The organism is Paraburkholderia sp. GAS82, from assembly GCF_050436285.1.
Taxonomy (GTDB): domain Bacteria; phylum Pseudomonadota; class Gammaproteobacteria; order Burkholderiales; family Burkholderiaceae; genus Paraburkholderia; species Paraburkholderia phenazinium_B.
The window spans coordinates 1,154,283-1,173,862 of record NZ_JBNDLX010000001.1; the positions used below are offsets into that span (position 1 = coordinate 1,154,283).

Here is a 19,580-nt window from a genome sequence, read left to right on the forward strand (position 1 = left end):
TTGCAACGCCGTGTAGAAAATTCAAGCGGAGAGGCTGACCTTACCTGCGACGGTCCCGCCAGTTCACCAGACTCACCTGGTTCACCGTCACTCGCAAGTCACGAGCGCATGCAGTTCGTCGATATTGAATGGCTTGGCGAGAATCGCCACGCCGATATGCTTGGCGCGTTCCAGTTCGTCGGCGTAGCCGGTCATCAAGGCGATCTTCTGGGCGGGCCAGGAAGTGCGCACCCGTTCTGCGAGGTCGACGCCGTTCAGCTTGCCGGGCATCTGGATATCGGAGAGCACCAGTTCGAAAGTCTCCCCGGCGGTGAGGACATCGAGTGCCCGGTCCGCAGTCGCTTCGTGATGCACTTCGCATCCGAAAGTTTGCAACACGGCCGCGATGCCCGCTGCGACATCCGCGTTGTCCTCCACCAGCAGCACTACGCCCTGCGCAGCGGAGTGGTCGTCGCCGGTCGCCGTGGCGACTATCGGCTGCGCCGCCCGCGCTTCGCGGTAACGCGGCAGATATAGACGCACCGTCGTGCCGCTGCCCACCACGCTGTCTATTTTCGCGGTGCCGCCCGATTGTTCGCACATCGCGAGCACCTGCGCGAGCCCGAGGCCTGTGCCGGAACCGTGCAGCTTGGTCGTGAAAAGCGGCTCGAAGGCGCGGCGCGCCACCGCCTCGGGCATGCCCTCGCCATCATCGGAACAGGTGATGAGCACGTATTCGCCATCGGGCAGCAATGTGTCGCTCGACACCAGCCGCACGTTCTGGCAGCGAATCGCGAAGCGCCCGCCGCGCGGCATCGCATCGCGTGCGTTGACCGCGAGGTTCATGATGGCGAATTCGAGCTCGGTCGGGTCGACCAGCACGCGCCAGATCTCGTCCATCAGATTGAGCTTCACCTGCACCTTGTCGCCCACCGCCGCGTCGATCAGCGGGGCGGCGCCGGGCAGCCATTTCGCCAGCTGGACCGGCTCCTGTTTGAGCGGCTGCTTGCGCGCCACGCTCAGGAGGCGGCGCGTCAACGCCTCCGCAGTCGAGGTGGCGCGCTCTACCGCCTTCACCTCGTTTTCCATGTTGTTGAAGCTCTTGTGGCGGGCCATCTGCATGTTCGACGAGACGACCATCAGCAGATTGTTGAAGTCGTGCGCGACGTTGGCCACCAGATTGCCGAGCGCACCCATGCGTTGCAACTGACGGGTCGATGCCTCGGCGGAAAGCCGCATCGCCACTTCGCCCTGCCAGCGCTCCCAGGCCTGACGCTCGGTCTCGAGCTGGCGCAGCGAGAAGAACACCAGCAGCCAGATGGCGATGCACGGCACCACCGTGATGGTGGCGATCAGGAAGAAGTGGTGCCACCACTGCTCATAGATCGCGGAGGTGGCGTAGGCGCTCATCACATACAGCGGATAGTCGGCGACCCGGCGGAATGCCAGCAGCCGCTCCACCCCGTCGACGCTCGAAGTCATCCGCACGTGGCCGAACAGTTCCTTGTCGCGCAACGCATCGGTAAACGGCGTATGCGCCGACAGCTCGGTGCCCGGTGGCCAGCCCGGATAACGCACCAGCAACTGGCCGTCCTGGCGGTACAGACCGAGCGCGAGCGATGGGTCGCCTCCCGTCAGGTCGCTGTAAAAACGCGAGAAATAGTCGCTGCGCAGCGCGATGGAGACTTCGCCGAGGAAGCGCCCGTCCGCCGTCGAGCGGGCCAGCGTCGTGTTGAACACATCGGTCTGCGAGACCTGCCCGTACATCGGCAGCGAGAAGTACGTCGACGGGCGGATCGCCTTTGCCGAGAGGAAATCGTCGCGTGTGGCGACCGAGACGTCCGGGGCGGGAAAGACGCGGCTATTGACCAGCAGCTTGCCCGCCGGGTCGAAGATCGCAATGGCCGCCACCTGCGGGAAGTCGCCGCCAATCTCGCGCAGGTGCTGGAAGATCTCGCCTTCGTGGGCCCGGATCGTGGCCACGTCGTCGTCACCGAGCAGGTCGAGAATACGGGCGATGATCTGCTGGTTCAGATCGAGCACCTTGACGGCCTGCTCGTCGGTCACGCGTGCGAGGCGGTCGATCATGTTGTCGGAATCGGCAATCCGGCGCTGATAGTCGAAGTATCCGTAGCCTGCGAGACAGGCGAGCGGAAACAGGATCGAGGCGACGAACACCACGAGCAGGATGCGCCGCGTTGCAGCAAAGTTGCGTAACGGCAGGGGTAAGTCGACGACGGCGCGCTCCGCATGTTGCACGTGACGATCTCCTCTGACGAATCGATAAATTCAGTGTAGGTCGAACTGGGTGGCTTGCAGACAACGTGCCCGATACCGCGCGCGACCCTAATTCGGTTTCGCCTGACTGTACGACAGGCCGCGCCCAGACACAAACATATGGCGCTTACAGCAGGCTCTATGGCGTTCAAGGGCGTTCCGTCGCGATCCGCAAGGCAGCTGGGCACAACGATTGCTGCCGCAGCGGGCACCGCCCTATCGGAACGAATCGTCATGTCTGACCAGACCGCTCCATCCCACGGTGATGAAGACCAGCAACGCGACCGGCAATCCAGCGCCGGCGACTCCGGGCGCGCGGCGAGCGGCCAGAACGGCGCGAACGACCGGTCCACCAAGAACGACAACGGCAGCAAGAACGACAAGGACAGCAGTAATGGCAACGGCAAGGACGGCAAGGACGCCAATGGCTCCGGAAAGAACAAGAGCAAAAAGCCGCTGATCATCCTTGCCGTAGTGGCCGTGATCCTGCTGATCGGCGCGTTTATCTGGTGGTTTGCGACCCGCAACCAGGTCACCACCGACGACGCCTACACCGACGGCAACGCCATCACGATTGCGCCGCAAGTCTCGGGTTACGTGGTCCAGCTGGCGATCAACGACAACGTCTACGTGCACAAGGGCGAGCTGCTGGTCGTCATCGACAAGCGTGAGTATCAGGCCCAGGTGGACGCCGCCCAGGCTCAACTGGGGCTCGCGCAGGCGCAGTTGAATGCAGCCCAGGTCCAGCTCGATATCGCACGGGTGCAGTATCCGGCGCAGTACCTGCAGGCCAAGGCGCAAACCGCTTCGGCCGAGGCCAACCTGAAGCAGGCGCAGGCCGCCTACGTGCGTCAGCATGCGGTCGACCAGCGCGCCACCTCGCAGCAAAACATCGACACTGCCGACGCGCAGCAGCAAACCGCCCGCGCCAGCGTGCAGCAGGCACAAGCCCAGCAGCAGACGGCGAGCCTCGTGCCGCAGCAGATCAGGCAGACCGAGGCGACGGTCGAAGAGCGCCGTCAGCAGGTTCAGCAGGCTGAGGCGCAGCTCGAACAGGCGCGCCTCAATCTCTCGTACTGCGAAGTGCGGGCGCCCTCCGATGGCTGGGTTACGCGCCGCAATGTGCAGTATGGCAGCTTCCTGCAGGCGGGCGTGTCGCTGTTCTCGATCGTCACGCCGGACGTCTGGGTGACGGCCAACTTCAAGGAGTCGCAACTCGAGCGCATGCGCCCCGGCGACAAGGTGAACGTCGAGGTCGATGCGTATCCGAAGCTCGAACTGCATGGCCATATCGACAGCGTGCAGCTCGGCAGCGGCTCGGTTTTCTCGGCCTTCCCGGCGGAAAATGCGACCGGCAACTTCGTCAAGATCGTCCAGCGCGTGCCGGTGAAGATCGTGATCGACGACGGCATGCCGCGCGATCAGCCGCTCGGTCTCGGACTTTCGGTGTCGCCCAAGGTCTTCCTGAAATGAGCGAGGCCAACTGGAAGCCTGCCGGCAATCCATGGCTGATCGCGATCGTCGTGACGCTGGCCGCGTTCATGGAAGTGCTCGACACCACCATCGTCAACGTGGCGCTGCCGCATATTGCCGGCACCATGTCGGCCAGCTACGACGAAGCGACCTGGACCTTGACCTCCTACCTGGTGGCGAACGGCATCGTGCTGCCGATCTCAGGTTTCCTTGGCCGGGTGATGGGCCGCAAGCGCTATTTCCTGGTCTGCATCGTGGCGTTTACGATCTGCTCGTTCCTGTGCGGGATTGCCAGCAACCTGATGCAGCTGATCGTGTTCCGGCTGCTGCAAGGGTTCTTCGGCGGCGGTCTGCAGCCGAACCAGCAGTCGATCATTCTCGACACCTTCCCACCTGAACAACGGGGACGCGCGTTTTCGATTTCGGCGGTGGCGATCGTGGTTGCGCCGGTGCTGGGCCCGACGCTCGGCGGCTGGATCACCGACAACTTCTCATGGCGCTGGGTCTTCCTGCTCAACGTGCCGGTGGGCATTCTCACCTCGCTCGCCGTGATGCAGCTGGTCGAAGATCCGCCGTGGCGCAACAAGGACAGCGGCAAGGTGTCGATCGACTATATCGGCATTACGCTGATCGCGATCGGTCTCGGCTGCCTGCAGGTGATGCTCGATCGCGGCGAAGACGACGACTGGTTTTCGTCGACGTTCATTCGCATCTTTGCGGCGCTGGCGGTGGCGGGCATAGCGGGGGCGATAGCGTGGCTGCTCTATGCGAAGAAGCCCGTGGTGAATCTGGCGTGCATGCGGGATCGTAACTTCGCGCTTGGCTGCATCACCATGGCGGCCTTTGCGATGATGCTCTATGGCAGTGCCGTGCTCGTGCCACAACTCGCCCAGCAGCAACTCGGCTATACCGCGACGCTGGCGGGGCTCGTGCTATCGCCAGGCGCGATTCTGATCGTCATGGAGATTCCGCTTATCAGCCGCGCGATGCCCTACGTGCAGACGCGTTTCCTTGTGGCGACCGGTTTTCTGCTGCTCGCGCTCGCCCTTGCCTACTCGCATACGCTCGTGCCGAATGTCGACTACGACACGCTCGTCAAGATGCGTAGCGCGCAGTCGATTGCGATCGGCTTTCTGTTCGTGCCGATTACGACGCTCGCCTATCTGACCGTGCCGCGCGAACTCAACGACGACGCGTCGGCGCTGTTTACGATGTTCCGTAACGTGGCGGGCTCGATCGGCATTTCGTTATCCACCGCGTTGATCCGCGAGCGCACCCAGGCGCGCATGGCGCATTTGTCGGTCCATACGACAACGCTCTCGCAGAACTACAACGACACGCTGCAGCGCACGGCGCATACGATTGCCGGCATGACCGGCCAGCCGCTCGCGCAGGCGATGAAAACCGCCGCCGGGCAGCTCTATACGACCTTCATCTCACAGGCGACCATTCTGGCTTACGTGGATGTGTTCGGCTACCTCGCACTTTTCTGCGCCATGGTCATTCCCGTGACGTTTTTCTTTTCTCCGGCCAAAGCCGCAGGCGGCGGAGGAGGACACTGATATGAGCCACGTTCGCCGCGTACGACGTGCCGCGCTCCGGCGTGCACTCCCCGTTGCACTTCCTCTTGCAGTGCTGCTCGGCGCCTGCACGGTGGGGCCGCAGTTTCACGCTCCGCAAGCCGACGCGCCGGCGCAATGGCACGATCCGCAGCAGGCTGCCTCAGAGGCGACGGCTCATGCCGCGACGCCTGCTTCGGCTGCGGCGCCAACAGCCGCATCCGTGCCCACGATGGACTCGGATCCCGATCCGCAATGGTGGCGCAGCTTCTCGGACCCGACGCTCGATGGGCTGATCGACCGCGCCGCGCGCGACAACCTCGACCTGCAGGAGGCCGTGCTGCGCATCGTCGAAGCACGCACCCAGGAGCAGAGCGCGGCTGCGCAGGGTCTGCCCAACGTACGCGCAAGCGGTAGCTATCAGCGCGAACAACTCGGCGCGAAGGGCTTTCTGGAATCCGATGGCGTCTACAACAAGGTCGATCAACTGGGCGCGCCGAACTCGCCGGTCAACCAGATCGCGCCTGGGGCGGGCGCTACGCTGGAAAACGGCGCCAACAATGTCCTTAACCAGCTGACCGCGCCGATCAACCTATGGCAGGTCGGTTTCGATGCTTCGTGGGAGCTGGATCTGTTCGGCCGGGTGCGCCGCTCGGTCGAGGCGGCGCATGCGCAGACCGAAGAGGCGGTGGAAAGCCGCAACGACGCACTGGTGTCGCTCGAGGCCGAGGTCGCGCAAACCTATATGCAGTTGCGCGGCGCCCAGGCATTGCGGCAGATTACCCAAAGCCTCGTCGATCAGCAGCGCGATATCGTCGCGTTGACGCAAAGTCAGGCGAAGGTGGGACTCGCGAGTCAGCTCGATGTGAAAAGCGCGACAGCGCAATACGCGCAGACGCAGGCGCAGTTGCCCCAATACGATCAGCAGATCCAGCAGGCGCTCAATGGCCTCGCCTACCTGCTCGGCGAGCCGCCGGGCTCGCTCGCGGATGAGCTGTCCGCGCCTGCCGCGGTGCCGCCTGTACCGCCGAGCGTGCCGGTCGGCATGCCGTCGACACTGGCGCGCCGACGCCCGGACATCCGCCGGGCCGAGGCGAGTCTGCATGCGGCCACCGCCGATGTCGGCGTCGCGGTGGCGCAGTTCTACCCGGATATCTCGCTGACCGGCCAGGTCGGCACGCGCGCCACAAACGCGAGCGGTTTGACACACTGGTCGAGCCTGTTCTATTCATTCGGGCCGAGCATCTCGCTGCCGATCTTCGAGGGCGGCTCGCTGGTGGCCAACCTCCATCTGTCGCAAGCGCAACAGCAGCAGGCTGCACTGGATTACCGCAAGACGGTGCTGATGGCGTTGCGCGATGTCGACAACGCCCTCGCTGTCTACCGTACCGATCAGGCGCGCCAGGTGTCGCTGGGCGACAGCGTCGCGGCGCAGCAGGCCGCCTTCGAACTCGCGCGCGACAGCTACCGCAAGGGCCTCGTTACTTTTATCAACGTGCTCGACGCAGAACGGCAGCTAAGCGATGCGCAGCAGCAGTACGCGCAGGAAACCATGCAGGTCAGCACTGACCTCGTGGCACTGTACAAGGCGTTGGGCGGCGGATGGCAAGCTGGTGGGAATGCGACAGGCGCGACGGATGCGGTCCCGGCGACAGCGCCGGGCGGTTGAGGATGGCACTTCCAGAACTACGCCGCGATATCGTCGACCGTCTGCGCCGGTTCCATTTCCACCGGAACGGTAGCGGCGATCCGGCAGCACGCATTCAGCATGTCCTGCATCGACGTTGCGTAGCAGTCCGCACCGATCGCGCTTTGCAGATCGTCGCTCCACTTTTCCGGCTGCCCTTGCGGCCACAGGCCAACGACAATCGACGCATCAGGCAGGCGCTGACGAACCCGCCTCACGAGATAGCGCAGATGAGAGGGAATACCGTCGATGTTCAGATAGAACAGGCATACGATGGTGACCGCCGACGTATCGAGCGTATCGATAGCAGTGCGCGACGCCGCTTCATGCGGCAGCGAGCGGCAATTCAGATCGTGCTTGCCGAGCAGTTGCAGCAGCAGGCTGGTCGCCAGTTGATCGAGCGGACCGCGTCCGGCGATGCATAGCACCTGATGGCCAGCCCGATTGCGTTCGGCGCGCTCACGTTGGATACGCGTCTCGTCGCTCGTGTTGCCGGCCGTGCCTTGACCTGCCCCCATGCCCGCTTCACCTTCGCTCGCCGCCGCTTTCGCTCTGGCTTCGCGCTCGACGCTCGCTTCATCCACGGGCAATCGCGATCGTTCGTCGGACGGCCCGACTGCCGCCCAGTTTTCCTCGGGTTGATCGAGCCTGGGATCGCGATCGGGAAAGCTGTCGAGCCCTTCGGCCAGGTCGTTAGTGGTGGATTCGATCCGTGCGAGTTGCGCGGCGGTGACGCTGCCACGCTGCACGTCGTTGGCCGCCAGTTGCAAACCCTTGAGGGCAACTTCATCGTAATACGCGCAGAGCGAACGCTCGCGAAGCAGACTCTCGGCTTGTGCGAGCGCCTCATCCGGATCGCCGGCCAGCGCACGCTGATAGAAGTTCTCGATCGGCGTGAGCGCGGGTTGATCACCTAGCAGCACGTCGAGAAACTCGAGCCGTCGAACATGACGGCCCAATACCAGCAGACATAAGGTCAAGGGCGTGGAGAGGATCAGTCCGATAGGCCCCCAGATCCAGCTCCAGAAAATCGCGGCGACCACGACGGAAAACGGCGAAAGACCCGTGCTGTGTCCGTACAGCAAAGGCTCGACCACTTGCCCAACCAGCACTTCGACGCTCACGAAGAGCGCCAGCGACCAGATCGCCATCGACCAGCCGGGACTCACCGCCGCGGCCAGAGCGGTGGCAAGCACCGCCGAAATCCAGATGCCCACGTATGGCACAAGCCGCAAGAGCGCGGCCATGATGCCCCACAGGATAGGGCTCGGCACTCCGATCAGGGAGAGGCCGATGCCGATCACTACGCCCACCCCGGCATTCACGCCGAGCTGCGACACGAAGTAGCGGCTCAGACGACGCGCGGCCTCGTCCATCACGGTCGTCGTGCGATGCAGATCGCGCGAACCGAACAGACGGATTGCACGGTCACGTAGATCGTCGCGCTGCAGCAGAATCACGATCGTCACGACGAAAACGATAAACGCGGTTTCAAGCGGGCTAATGGCAGGTGTCAGAAAACGCCGCGCGAGTTCGAACGGCGTGGGCACCGGCTCGCGCACGACGACGGGCATCGCGGCGGGTGCCTGTGCATCGGATGATGGCGCCACGGCACTGCGCGAGGCCGGTGGCGGCGTGGGGGACGGCTGCTGCTGCGGCTCCGTGACACGCTGCAGCGCCTGACCGGCTGTGCCCATCAGGCGGTCGAGCTTGCCGATGGTCAGGTTGTGCGCGGTGTCGAGCTTGCGCTCGATGGTAGCTTCGTAATGCGGCCCGTTGGCGACGAGGTCGGTGAGCTGAGTCCCGATCACGCTGGCGAGCAGCACAATGACCGAGACTGACAGCAGCACCGCGGCAAACACCGAGGCGACGTGTCCCAGGCGGATACGCAACAAAGCATTCGCCAATGGCGCGACGAGGAAGCTGAGCAGGATCGCGAGCGTGATCGGAATCAGCACGTCGCGCGCAAAGTAAAGCGCAGCGACGGCCAGCACGCCGACCGCCAGCGTGATCAGCCCCTCGATGCCCAGCGCGGTGCTCGGAGCAATACGTGTCGCCGTGCGCGTCAAGCGTGGGTCGTCGAAGTCCCGCATCTATTCCTTGTGTGTCGGCGTTACCGTCACACCCGTATGCGAGTCGCCCTCCGCGCCCATCGATTCCTTCTCGACTTCAGCGCGCGCCTGCTCCCAGTATTCGTCCGGGTTGCCCTTGGGGTCGGTCGCCTGTTCCCACAGGTAGTACGCGCGGGTGCGAATCTTTTCTTCGGTGCTGCTTGTTTCGAGTTCGTGGTCCTGTGCCATCTTGCCCTCCTGGGCGTTTTGCCTTGAGCCTGCTTTGGTCGGAGCGACCGCCGCTGCGTTCTTCATTGCCTGGATTTTCTTCGCTGGCTTGCACCAGCGAATCAGGCGAATGCAGAGGCACGCGGCGGTGCCTGCGCGTACATGTTCAGCAAGCCCTATACCTGGCGTTACGGACCGTGCTTAGCCCGCTTTGCCGGGATCATCGGTGGTCAACTGCTGCTCGAGTCCGTCCAATACCCGCTGGGTTGCACGGCTCGAAGCGTCGAGCGCAAACAACAGCAGCGAGCGGCCGGTGACCTGGTAAGACGCGCCGGCAGAAAATGCCGGCAGTTCGTCGCGTACCGGCATGTTCGTGTCGAGAAGGCAGGTCCATTGATCGCCCTCGGGAACATCCGGCAACGTGAAATTGACCACGTCGTGATGCGCGTTGAGGACCAGCAGCAGTGTCGCGTCGGAGGCTGGCCGGCGAATGCCGCTCGCCTGGGCACGGCCGTCGATCACGAGGCCAAAGCAGCGCATCGCGGCGTCGTCCCATTGTTCCTGCGAGAGATCCTCGCCAGTCGGCGACAGCCAGCGGGTATCGGTCACCTCGAGCGCAGCGTTGTATTCGCCGGTCAGAAAGCGTCCGCGCCGCAGCACCGGCAAACGATGCCGCAAGGTGGTGAGGTTCTTGACGAACTCCGTCAACGCACGCCCGTCGTCGTCGATCCCTTCCCAGTCGAGCCAGCTGATCTCGTTGTCCTGACAATAGGCGTTGTTGTTGCCCTTCTGGGTGCGGCCGAATTCGTCGCCGGCGAGGATCATCGGCGTACCTTGCGAAAGCAGCAACGTGGCCAGCAGGTTGCGCTTCTGACGCTCGCGCTGCTGGCGGATATCCGGATCGTCGGTAGGGCCTTCCACGCCGAAATTCCACGACTTGTTATCGGAGTGGCCGTCCTTGTTGTCCTCGCCGTTCGCCTCGTTGTGCTTGTCGTTGTACGAAACGAGATCGTTCGTGGTGAAGCCGTCGTGGGCCGCGATGAAATTTACGCTCGCCCACGGACGCCGGCCACGCCGGTTGAACTTGTCGCCGGAGCCGGTAAGGCGCTTGGCGAGATCGGGCACCATACCCTCATCGCCTTTCCAGAAAGCGCGGGTGGTATCGCGGAAGCGGTCGTTCCACTCTGCCCAGCCCGGCGGAAAGCCGCCCACCTGATAGCCGCCCGGACCGCAATCCCAAGGCTCGGCAATCAGACGCACGCTCGAGAGCACCGGATCCTGCCGGCAACTGTCGAGAAAGCCGCCGCCTTCATCGAAACCATGCGGCTCGCGACCGAGAATCGTGGCGAGATCGAAGCGGAAACCGTCCACTTTCATTTCGCTTACCCAGTAACGCAAGCTGTCGGTCACCATCTGCAGCACACGCGGATGCGACAGGTTCAACGTATTGCCGGTACCGGTGTCGTTGATGTAATAGCGCGGTTCATCCGGCATCAGACGGTAGTACGAAGCGTTGTCGATGCCCTTGAACGAGATCGTGGGGCCGCGTTCGTTGCCTTCGGCGGTGTGGTTGTACACGACGTCGAGGATCACTTCGAGATTGGCGTTATGGAAGCGGTCGACCATCGCCTTGAATTCTTCCAACGATGCATTCGCGCTCGCGAAAAAACGCGGGTCAGCCGCAAAGAAGCCAATCGTGTTGTAGCCCCAGTAGTTCGTCAGACCTTTGTCGAGCAGATAACTGTCGTTGACGTACATGTGGATGGGCAGCAGTTCAACGGTGGTGACGCCCAACCCCTTGATGTAATCGATCACCGGTTGCTGGCCGAGGCCGGCGAACGTGCCGCGCAGATTTTCCGGCACGGCGGGATGGCGTTGCGTGAAACCGCGCACATGCGTCTCGTAGACAATCACGCGTTCCCACGGCAGCGCATTGCGCTCGGGGTGGCTCCACGAGAAATTGGCGTCCACCACCTTGCACTTCGGCACGAAGGGGGCGCTGTCGCGCTCGTCGAAGGACAGGTCGCCGTCTTCGTGATCGAGCGTGTAGCCGAAGATTTCCGGCCCCCACTTCAGATCGCCAATATGCGCCTTGGCGTACGGGTCGAGCAGCAGTTTGTTCGGATTGAAGCGATGGCCTTCCTCGGGTGCATACGGGCCATGCACGCGGTAGCCATAGATCGCACCGGGCTTCAGATCCGGCACGAAGACATGCCAGACCTCATCGGTATATTCGGGAAGTTCGATGCGCTCAATTTCCTTCTCGCCCGTTGAATCGAACAGACAGAGTTCGACCTTTGTCGCATGCGCGGAAAACAATGCGAAATTGACGCCGACGCCGTTCCAGGTCGCGCCCAGCGGGTAAGGGACGCCTTCCGCGATGCGTGCGGCGTATTGAGCGGGAGGAGTTTGGGAGGCCTCACGTGACATGTTTTTTCCTTGGACGATGGGAGTGATTGCACGGGAGCCTGTGCGAAAGACTAACTTAAGCAAGTTATGGTCCCGAACCGCCGATATCCCTTCGCACGTTGTTTGGCACGCGCTGTTTGAATCGTGCCACATGGCAAGGCATGCGTTTTGCCTCTACCTCTTACGCGCATGAATCAGCACGGCGAATTGGGTAGGTCCGCGCTGTCTTTTGCATGACTAAACCAGACGCGCCTCGTCAGGCGCCCCGAGGGTGGACACCATGACACGAACATCGAAGATGCAATTTGCGGCGGGTGTGCTCGCCGCCCTGCTCTCTTGCGGAGCTTTCGCGCAGGGAGCGCCGCAAGCAGTCACTGAAAAACGAACCGACGTCGTGCAACTCGGCAGCGGTTACCGCGCATCTAAACTGCACGGCGCGTCGGTATACAACCGCAACAAGGATGACATCGGCACGCTCGACGACCTGATCGTCGCGCCAGGCGATCACAGCACGTATGCCATCCTGTCGGTGGGAGGATTTCTGGGGATGGACAAGCACCTGGTCGCGGTGCCGTTTGCCGAGCTGCAGATCGAGAACCGCCAGGTGATGCTGCCCGAGGCCACGAAGAAGTCGCTCGAGGCGCTGCCTGAATTCAAGTACGCGCCTGATTGAATGAAGAGGGTTTTTGCAGCGCGGGCTGTGCGCACGTGTGCGGGATGGTCCGCTGCCAGTTACAGCGGGCCGGTTGCCCTGCTCGTCGTTGCGGCTTCCAGCACGCGCAACAGACGCTGCGGCGTGAGCGGCTTCGCGCAATGCGCGTCGAAGCCCACTGCTTTCGCTCGAGCCCGATCATTTGCCGATGAGAACGCGGTACACGCAACCAGCAGCATGTGTGACGTGGAAGGATGAGCCCGCAGCCGCCGTGCGAGTTCTAAACCGTCAAGTCCCGGCATCTTGATGTCGAGCACTACCGCGAACGGTTGCCAGTCCCCTGCCACATCGCAAACCGTCAAAGGGTCTTCGAGTGCGCGGCATTCGAAACCATCCGCATTGAGCAGCAATTGCAATGCGTCGGCCGCTTCGCGGTAGTCGTCGACCACCAGCACGCGGCGATGCGATGCCAATGCTTCACCGATTGGCCGCCACACCACTACGTCGTCGCTATCATTGATTCCGTCGTCTGCAGTCACTGCATTCTCCCCTGTGCCACAAGCGTGCACATCGGACGTCGGCCGCAAGATTCGATCCTGATGGTGCCTGCAAGCAGGCGAAGCGACCGGTCCAAAGGAGCAAGAAGTATCAAAATGCACAAGCGCTGACCAGCCTGGGAAACCCCTTGTGTGCGCAACCAGAGCCATCACGCCACGCATCTGGCATGGCTCTCAGGGAAAATCCCGAGTGGGTCCGCGTCAGGCGGAGCGATCGTCGATAAAGCCTTTTAACATTGCCAGCGAATCGGCATCTTCGATCGTCTTGTCCGTGCGCCAGCGCAGCATGCGTGGAAAACGTACCGCTACGCCCGACTTGTGCCGCGGACTCGCCTGAATGCCTTCGAAGCCGATTTCAAACACGAGCGTCGGCGTCACGCTGCGCACAGGGCCGAATTTTTCTATCGTCGTTTTGCGTACGATCGCATCGACCTGGCGCATCTCTTCATCGGTGAGACCAGAATAGGCCTTGGCAAACGGCACCAGTGTGCGTACGCCATCGGCTTCGTCCCATACGGCGAAAGTAAAATCGGTGTAGAGACTCGCGCGACGGCCGTGTCCGCGCTGTGCATAGACCAGTACGGCATCCACCGCGTAGGGATCGATCTTCCACTTCCACCACGTGCCCGAGGCCTTGGTGCGACCCACGCCGTACATCGACTGACGCTCCTTCAGCATCAAGCCTTCTACGCCGCGGGCCCGGCTTTCGTCGCGCAACTGTGCGAGCGCGGTCCAGTCGGGCGCCTCCACCAATGGCGAGACTCGCAGCAGATCGCGGATCTGCGAGCCGTCCAGCGAAACCGCCAGCGCTTCGAGTTGTGCGCGGCGCTGCGCGAGCGGCGTCATGCGCAAATCGTTGCCCTGTGCTTCGAGCAGATCGTAGGCGAGGAACGCGGCGGGTGAATCGGCGAGAATTTTCTTCGTGAGGGTTTTGCGCGCGATGCGCGGTTGCAGCCGGGCAAACGGCAACGGCGCCAATGCATCGGGTTCCCACGCCAGAATCTCGCCATCGAGCACGAAGCCATCCGGCAACGCTTCGCCCAGCGCGGTGACTTCGGGAAAGCGCGCGGTGATCAGATCTTCGCCGCGCGACCACAGCCATACCTGGCCGGCACGCTTGACCAGTTGCGCACGAATGCCATCCCACTTCCATTCGATCTGCCAGTGTTGCGGGTCGCCCAGCGTCTGCGGTTCGGCTTGCAGCGGATGCGCGAGAAAGAATGGGTACGGCAGACCGAGGTCGCTGTCGTTCGCTGCATCGAGGGGCGTGCCCTGCTCCGCTTCGTTCGTGGCGTCGCCATTTGCTGCATGGTTAGGCTCCGGTGCTATCAGGCGAAGATAGCGTGCGGCATCGGGTGTTTGTTGCGAATCGGTCCAGCCCACCATGCGCTGTGCGATTCGTTTGTGATCGACGCCTGCCACTTCGGCGAGCGCACGCACCACCAGTTGCCGTGCCACGCCAACCCGAAAGCCACCGCCGATCAGTTTGGTCAGCAGAAACCGCCCGCCCCAGTCGAGTTCGTCCCAGTACGCGAGGAGCCGCGTGCGCAGTTCTTCGGGCGCGACGCCGCGCAAGGTCAGCACGCGCTGCTCGATCCACTGCGTGAGCCCCAGCTCCGAGATGCGCTGCGCCGGCGGCAGAATATGCGCGATGGTCTCGGCCAGATCGCCGACCGCCTGGTACGACTCCTCGAAGAGCCAGGCCGGCAAACCTGCGCGCTCGCAGGCGATTTCTCGCAGCAGGCGCGTCGGCACCGACTGCCGCGGTTTGCCGCCCGCCAGAAAATAGGACGCCCACGCGGCATCCTCAGGCGCGGCCGCGCTGAAATAGGTGGTCAACGCTTCGAGCTTGTCGTGCGTCGAGGTGGTGGCATCGAGCGCGGTGTAGAGCGCAGCAAATCGTTTCATGACGCGCGGCTCACGGTGGATCGGATGCGGCTGGCGTGGCGGTTTCGACAGCGCTTGCGGCATCTTCGAGGGCCTCGTCGCCGTACTGCGTGGCGAAGGCGCCTGCTTCGAGACCCTGTTCGCGCAGCCAACGCACCATCGGTTCCACCTGGCCATGCGTGACGATCACGCGCTCAGCACCGGTCTCGCGAATCGCAGTGTGCAGGCTGGACCAATCCGCATGATCGGACAGCACGAAGCCGCGATCGACGCCGCGTCTGCGGCGTGCGCCGCGCAAGCGCATCCAGCCGGATGCAAATGCGTCGCTGTAATCGCCGAAGCGCTTCAACCAGGGGCTGCCTTGCGCCGAGGGGGGCGCGACGACGAGCGCCTGTTTGAAGACCGCTTTGTCCTTCGCGGCAATTTCACCGGCCAGTCGAACTGGCGGCAACGCGACGCCTTCGGCACGATACGCGTTATTGATCGACTCGAGCGCACCGTGGCAGAAAATCGGACCAATGGCTGCGTCGACACCCGCGAGCAAATGCTGCGCCTTGCCGAACGAATAGCAGAACAACACCGACGCACGCCCTTCTGAAGCGTTATGCCGCCACCACGAGTCGATGCTGTCGAACACGGTTTGCGGCGGCTCCCAGCGATAGATCGGGAGTCCGAACGTCGACTCGGTGATGAACGTGTCGCAGCGTACCGGTTCGAACGGGGCGCAAGTGGGATCGGAATCGAGTTTGTAATCGCCGGAGGCGACCCACACGCGGCCGCGATGTTCGACGCGTATCTGCGCGGAACCGAGTACATGGCCCGCGGGATGCAGCGAGACCGTTACGCCCTTGATGTCGAGACGCTCGCCGTATGCAGCGGTTTGCAGATCGATACCGGGCAGCCTTGATAACAGAACACCCGCGCCTGGCTGAGCGGCGAGATAGTGCGTGTGGCCCCAACGGGCGTGATCGGAGTGGGCGTGAGTAATGACCGCACGGTCGACGGGCTGCCAGGGATCGATGTAGAAATCGCCTGGCGGGCAATAGAGACCCTGCGGACGGGCAACGATCAGATCCTCTGCAGGAGTTGCTGGCATCGAGTCGGTTCGGAAGCAATGAGAGGTTGACGAAGGGTTGGACCTTTCCGTCTCCCAGTCTAAAGGAATCTAAAGGAATCGCTGGTTGGCCGTTTCACCCCTGAACTTCGCGCTCTGCAAATATTGCATTCATCTGTGGAATCTACGCTGCGTTCAGCGGTGCAAGCTACCTGTCAGCACCGCCGAGTCCCCACACCACGGACGCTCGCGCTAGAAACCCCCGATCAGGCATACGCTCTGCTACTGCGCCTGGGATGCCAATTTCCCACGCGGCCCGCTCCGCTCTCGCGTTCCCATGATGACAAAAGCCTCGGTTCTCGCGGTTCTCTGCACAGCCTGCCTCACCACTGCATGCGTACATGTGGGCCCCACCCGATTGAGAGCCGATCAGGTCGATTACGCGAGAGCGCTAGGCGACGCAAAAAAACGCGAAATCCTGGCCGCAGTCGTCGGACTACGTTACGGCGATGCGCCCGCGTTCCTGACGGTCAGCTCGATCATCGCGGCCTATCAGTTCGACTCGACCATCGGCGCGACCGGAAACGTCGGCTCGGGCAGCGAGCCGAACTATGCGCTCGCAACCGGCAGCGTGTCTTACTCGAACCACCCCACCTTCACCTTCTCGCCGACCACCGGCGAAGCATTCGCCTCGGCCTACATCCGGCCGCTCGCACCTGAACTGGTGCTGCCGCTCGCCGAAGGCGGCATCCCGATCGATCTGTTATTGCGCATCACTGCGCAATCGATTGGCGGCCTGCAGAACGGCAGCGCGCTAGGCGGCGACAATGCCGCGGGCGCGCCGGGCTTCTTCGAGTTGCTGCAGTCTCTCAGACGCCTGCAGATGGCGGGCGAGCTCAACGTGGAATCGCGCCAGGAGAACGGCAAAGCGAGCGTCTATCTGGCGATGAGCGCGGCGACCAGCGGCGTGTCGCCGCAAAGCGTCGCTGACCTGGCGCGCGTGCGCCGTTTGCTGAATCTCGCGCCAAATACACGGACCTATCAGATCGTCTATGGACCGTCGTCTGAACGGGGAGACCGGATTCCCATGGTGACCCGTTCGGTGCTCGGCATCCTGACCGATCTCGGCGCGCAGGTACAGGTGCCGCTCGAACAGATCAGCAGCGGTGCGACCAAGCCGACGGTGGGCCTGATCGGTGGAGAAACGCGGCCTACCATCATCGTGCATTCGGGCGAAAAGCCGCCTGCGGACGCCTATGTGGTGGTCAACTACGGCGCCTCGGCCTATTGGGTGGAGCGCAATGATTTCGATTCGAAATACGCCTTCACCGTCGTGCAGAACCTGATGGCGCTCGCCGAGGCCGACACCAGCACCAAGGCTCCGGTTGTGACGATTCCAGCAAATTAGGAACGCTGATCAAAAGCTGGCGGCACAATAAAAAAGCATTCAGGCGGCCTGCAACTGCCAGGCCAACCTGAATGCCTTCGGACTAACCGGGCGCGTAGTTACTTCTTCTGCACCCGGGCAATCTGCTGCTTGGCCGCGTCGTAGACATGTTCCGGCGTAAAGCCGAACTTTTTCTTCAGTTCGCTCAACGGCGCCGAAGCACCGAACGTATGCATCACGACCTTCGCCCCGAGCCGGCCCACGTAGCGGTCCCAACCGAGTTCCGCGGCCTGTTCGACGCAAACCCGCGCGTCGACATCAGGCGGAAGCACGGAGTCCTTATAAGCGTCGTCCTGGGATTCGAAAATATCCCATGCCGGCATCGACACCACCCGCGCGGCAATACCCTCGCTCTTCAGCTTTTCGTAGACGTCCACGCAGATCGACACTTCGCTGCCGGTTGCGAGCAGTATCACTTGCGGCTGCTTGCCGTCGGCGGCATCGGCCAGCACGTAGCCACCCTTGCGCACCCCTTCGGCCGAGCCGTATTTTTTGCGGTCGAATGTCGGCAGCGGCTGACGCGTCAGGATGATGCAAGAAGGATGGCGCGGCCTCGACAACGCAACGCGCCACGTCTCGGCCACTTCATTGGCGTCCGCGGGCCGCAGCACAGTCAGACCCGGCACGCCGCGCAGCGACGCCAGCTGCTCGATTGGCTGGTGCGTCGGACCGTCCTCGCCGACGCCGATCGAATCATGCGTGAACACATAGATGGCCGGCACTTCCATGATGGACGACAGCCGGATCGGCGGCTTCATGTAGTCGCTGAAAATCAGGAACGTCGAGCCGTAAGCACGCAGGTTCGATAGCACGAGGCCATTCACCGCGGCACCCATGGCGTGCTCGCGAATCCCGAAGTGCAGATTGCGGCCGCCGTAGCTGTCGTGCTCGAAGCTGCCCGCCCCTTCGAACTTCAGATTGGTCTTGGTGGACGGCGAAAGATCGGCTGCGCCGCCAATGAGCCACGGCAGACGCGCGGCGATCGCATTGAGAACCTTGCCCGACGACTCGCGCGTGGCGATGCCTTTGGCATCCGGCTCGAAAGTGGGAATGTCGGTGTCCCAGCCATCGGGCAATTCATGCGCCTCGATCTGCGCGAACTCGCGCGCGAGATCCGGATACTTTTTGCCGTAGGTGTCCAGTTTCGCCAGCCAGTCGCTACGCGCCGCCTTGCCGCGTGCACCGATGCCGTCCGCGAAGCGCGCCATCACGCCATCCGGCACGTAGAACTTCTTGTCTTCGGGCCAGCCGTAAAAGCGCTTGGCGGCGGCGACTTCTTCGTCACCGAGCGGCTCGCCGTGCGCGGCCGAGGTGTCCTGCTTTTTCGGCGCGCCCCAGCCGATGATGCTGTTCACCACGATCAGCGTCGGCTTGTCGGTCACGCTTTTCGCCTCGTTGAAGGCGGCTTCCAGCGCGGCGGCATCGTTCGCGTCCGTGACGTGAACCGTATGCCAATGGTAGCCGTGAAAACGCGCTTCCACGTCGTCGCTATAGGCGAGATCCGTGTGCCCCTCGATCGTCACGCGATTGCTGTCGTAGATCCACGTCAGGTTCGACAACTGCAGATGGCCCGCGAGCGAAGCCGCTTCGTGCGAGATGCCTTCCATCATGTCGCCGTCGCCGCACAGCGCGTAGACGCGGTAATCGAACAGCGGCGCATCGGACTGGTTAAAGCGCGTCTCGTAGAAGCGCGCGGCCATGGCCATACCGACACTATTACCTAGGCCCTGGCCGAGCGGGCCAGTGGTGGTTTCGACGCCGGTCGTCATGCGGTATTCGGGGTGTCCCGGGGTATTGCTGTTGAGTTGGCGGAACTGCTTGATGTCGTCGAGCGATACAGCGGGTCTGCCAGTCGGTTTACCGTCGTCGTCGACCGCCTTTACACCAGCGAGATGCAGAAGCGAATACAAGAGCATCGACGCGTGCCCTACCGACAGCACGAAGCGGTCGCGATTGGGCCACAGCGGCTCGTCAGGGTCATAGCGCAGATGGTTTTGCCACAGGTGATAGGCGACCGGGGCCAGCGCCATTGGCGTGCCGGGGTGGCCGGAATTCGCCTTTTGCACGGCATCCATCGATAGCGTACGGATTGTGTCGATGCACAGCTTATCGAGGGAGGGATTGTTTTGCATGGGAAGCTCCTGTTCTACGAAGGGCGACGTCGAAGTGACGCGCGGCAATTGAACATTCCTGCGGAAACGGGCCGAAAGCGAGGCTTGCCCGGAGCGACCGGCATGGGGCGGCCGGCTACGGGCGCCCTGCATGGGGACAGCCCATCTTAAACGGCCCAGTGGCGGCCAACCGTCCGATCATGCGCCGA

At 62.9% G+C, this 19,580-nt stretch carries 13 protein-coding genes; 5 read left to right on the forward strand and 8 right to left on the reverse strand.

Going from position 1 to position 19,580, the window contains the following annotated elements:
- Positions 1-87 precede the first annotated feature (87 nt).
- Entirely contained in the window at positions 88-2,238 is a 2,151-nt protein-coding gene (locus P3T17_RS05055) for an ATP-binding protein (protein WP_429405081.1), read from the reverse strand.
- Positions 2,239-2,490: 252 nt separating this feature from the next.
- On the opposite strand from P3T17_RS05055, the gene P3T17_RS05060 reads away from it, so the two are divergent.
- Genes P3T17_RS05060 through P3T17_RS05070 form a run of 3 tightly spaced genes read left to right on the forward strand, consistent with a single transcriptional unit; the run spans position 2,491 to position 6,957 of the window.
- Positions 2,491-3,729, forward strand: coding sequence for an HlyD family secretion protein (locus P3T17_RS05060; RefSeq protein ID WP_429405083.1), 1,239 nt, complete (start codon positions 2,491-2,493; stop codon positions 3,727-3,729).
- Complete coding sequence (locus P3T17_RS05065) at positions 3,726-5,291, forward strand: DHA2 family efflux MFS transporter permease subunit (protein WP_429405085.1); 1,566 nt, start codon at positions 3,726-3,728, stop codon at positions 5,289-5,291. The genes P3T17_RS05060 and P3T17_RS05065 overlap by 4 nt, the downstream gene beginning before the upstream one ends.
- Before the next feature lies 1 nt (position 5,292).
- The gene (locus P3T17_RS05070; protein ID WP_429405087.1) at positions 5,293-6,957 is read left to right on the forward strand and encodes an efflux transporter outer membrane subunit; all 1,665 of its coding nucleotides are present in this window, start codon (positions 5,293-5,295) and stop codon (positions 6,955-6,957) included.
- Positions 6,958-6,974: 17 nt separating this feature from the next.
- On the opposite strand, the gene P3T17_RS05075 is transcribed toward P3T17_RS05070, so the two are convergent.
- The 3 genes from P3T17_RS05075 to glgX all read right to left on the reverse strand — a co-directional run bounded on the left by P3T17_RS05075 (position 6,975) and on the right by glgX (position 11,684).
- Positions 6,975-9,068, reverse strand: a complete 2,094-nt coding sequence (locus P3T17_RS05075) for an AI-2E family transporter (RefSeq protein WP_429405089.1) — start codon at positions 9,066-9,068, stop codon at positions 6,975-6,977.
- A complete protein-coding gene (locus tag P3T17_RS05080) occupies positions 9,069-9,275 on the reverse strand; it encodes a DUF2934 domain-containing protein (protein WP_429405091.1) in 207 nt (68 codons plus the stop codon).
- A gap of 180 nt (positions 9,276-9,455) precedes the next feature.
- Entirely contained in the window at positions 9,456-11,684 is a 2,229-nt protein-coding gene (gene glgX / locus P3T17_RS05085) for a glycogen debranching protein GlgX (protein WP_429405093.1), read from the reverse strand.
- A gap of 259 nt (positions 11,685-11,943) precedes the next feature.
- On the opposite strand from glgX, the gene P3T17_RS05090 reads away from it, so the two are divergent.
- Positions 11,944-12,336 carry a PRC-barrel domain-containing protein gene (locus P3T17_RS05090; RefSeq protein WP_074264600.1) on the forward strand — a complete coding sequence of 131 codons (393 nt, stop codon included), beginning with the start codon at positions 11,944-11,946 and terminating at the stop codon, positions 12,334-12,336.
- A gap of 59 nt (positions 12,337-12,395) precedes the next feature.
- Here P3T17_RS05090 and P3T17_RS05095 read toward each other — a convergent pair whose 3' ends face one another.
- The 3 genes from P3T17_RS05095 to P3T17_RS05105 form a co-directional block, all read right to left on the reverse strand.
- Complete coding sequence (locus P3T17_RS05095; RefSeq protein WP_429405095.1) at positions 12,396-12,854, reverse strand: response regulator; 459 nt, start codon at positions 12,852-12,854, stop codon at positions 12,396-12,398.
- A 219-nt stretch (positions 12,855-13,073) separates the two neighbouring features.
- Positions 13,074-14,780 carry an ATP-dependent DNA ligase gene (locus P3T17_RS05100; protein WP_074264602.1) on the reverse strand — a complete coding sequence of 569 codons (1,707 nt, stop codon included), beginning with the start codon at positions 14,778-14,780 and terminating at the stop codon, positions 13,074-13,076.
- A 10-nt stretch (positions 14,781-14,790) separates the two neighbouring features.
- Positions 14,791-15,855 carry a ligase-associated DNA damage response exonuclease gene (locus P3T17_RS05105; protein WP_429405097.1) on the reverse strand — a complete coding sequence of 355 codons (1,065 nt, stop codon included), beginning with the start codon at positions 15,853-15,855 and terminating at the stop codon, positions 14,791-14,793.
- A gap of 295 nt (positions 15,856-16,150) precedes the next feature.
- On the opposite strand from P3T17_RS05105, the gene P3T17_RS05110 reads away from it, so the two are divergent.
- Positions 16,151-17,221, forward strand: coding sequence for a hypothetical protein (locus P3T17_RS05110; RefSeq protein ID WP_429288340.1), 1,071 nt, complete (start codon positions 16,151-16,153; stop codon positions 17,219-17,221).
- Between the two features lie 98 nt (positions 17,222-17,319).
- Here the strand turns inward: P3T17_RS05110 and tkt are convergent, their stop codons facing one another.
- Positions 17,320-19,392 (reverse strand): transketolase, encoded by a 2,073-nt coding sequence (tkt, locus tag P3T17_RS05115; RefSeq protein ID WP_429405099.1) that lies wholly within the window; start codon positions 19,390-19,392, stop codon positions 17,320-17,322.
- Positions 19,393-19,580 lie beyond the last annotated feature (188 nt).

Bases quoted from the DNA above. Each gene is read 5' to 3' on its own strand.
- P3T17_RS05060 (WP_429405083.1), top strand. From the start codon at position 2,491: ATGTCTGACCAGACCGCTCCATCCCACGGTGATGAAGACCAGCAACGC.
- P3T17_RS05065 (WP_429405085.1), top strand. From the start codon at position 3,726: ATGAGCGAGGCCAACTGGAAGCCTGCCGGCAATCCATGGCTGATCGCG.
- P3T17_RS05070 (WP_429405087.1), top strand. From the start codon at position 5,293: ATGAGCCACGTTCGCCGCGTACGACGTGCCGCGCTCCGGCGTGCACTC.
- P3T17_RS05075 (WP_429405089.1), bottom strand. From the start codon at position 9,068: ATGCGGGACTTCGACGACCCACGCTTGACGCGCACGGCGACACGTATT.
- P3T17_RS05080 (WP_429405091.1), bottom strand. From the start codon at position 9,275: ATGGCACAGGACCACGAACTCGAAACAAGCAGCACCGAAGAAAAGATT.
- glgX (WP_429405093.1), bottom strand. From the start codon at position 11,684: ATGTCACGTGAGGCCTCCCAAACTCCTCCCGCTCAATACGCCGCACGC.
- P3T17_RS05090 (WP_074264600.1), top strand. From the start codon at position 11,944: ATGACACGAACATCGAAGATGCAATTTGCGGCGGGTGTGCTCGCCGCC.
- P3T17_RS05100 (WP_074264602.1), bottom strand. From the start codon at position 14,780: ATGAAACGATTTGCTGCGCTCTACACCGCGCTCGATGCCACCACCTCG.
- P3T17_RS05105 (WP_429405097.1), bottom strand. From the start codon at position 15,855: ATGCCAGCAACTCCTGCAGAGGATCTGATCGTTGCCCGTCCGCAGGGT.
- P3T17_RS05110 (WP_429288340.1), top strand. From the start codon at position 16,151: ATGATGACAAAAGCCTCGGTTCTCGCGGTTCTCTGCACAGCCTGCCTC.
- tkt (WP_429405099.1), bottom strand. From the start codon at position 19,392: ATGCAAAACAATCCCTCCCTCGATAAGCTGTGCATCGACACAATCCGT.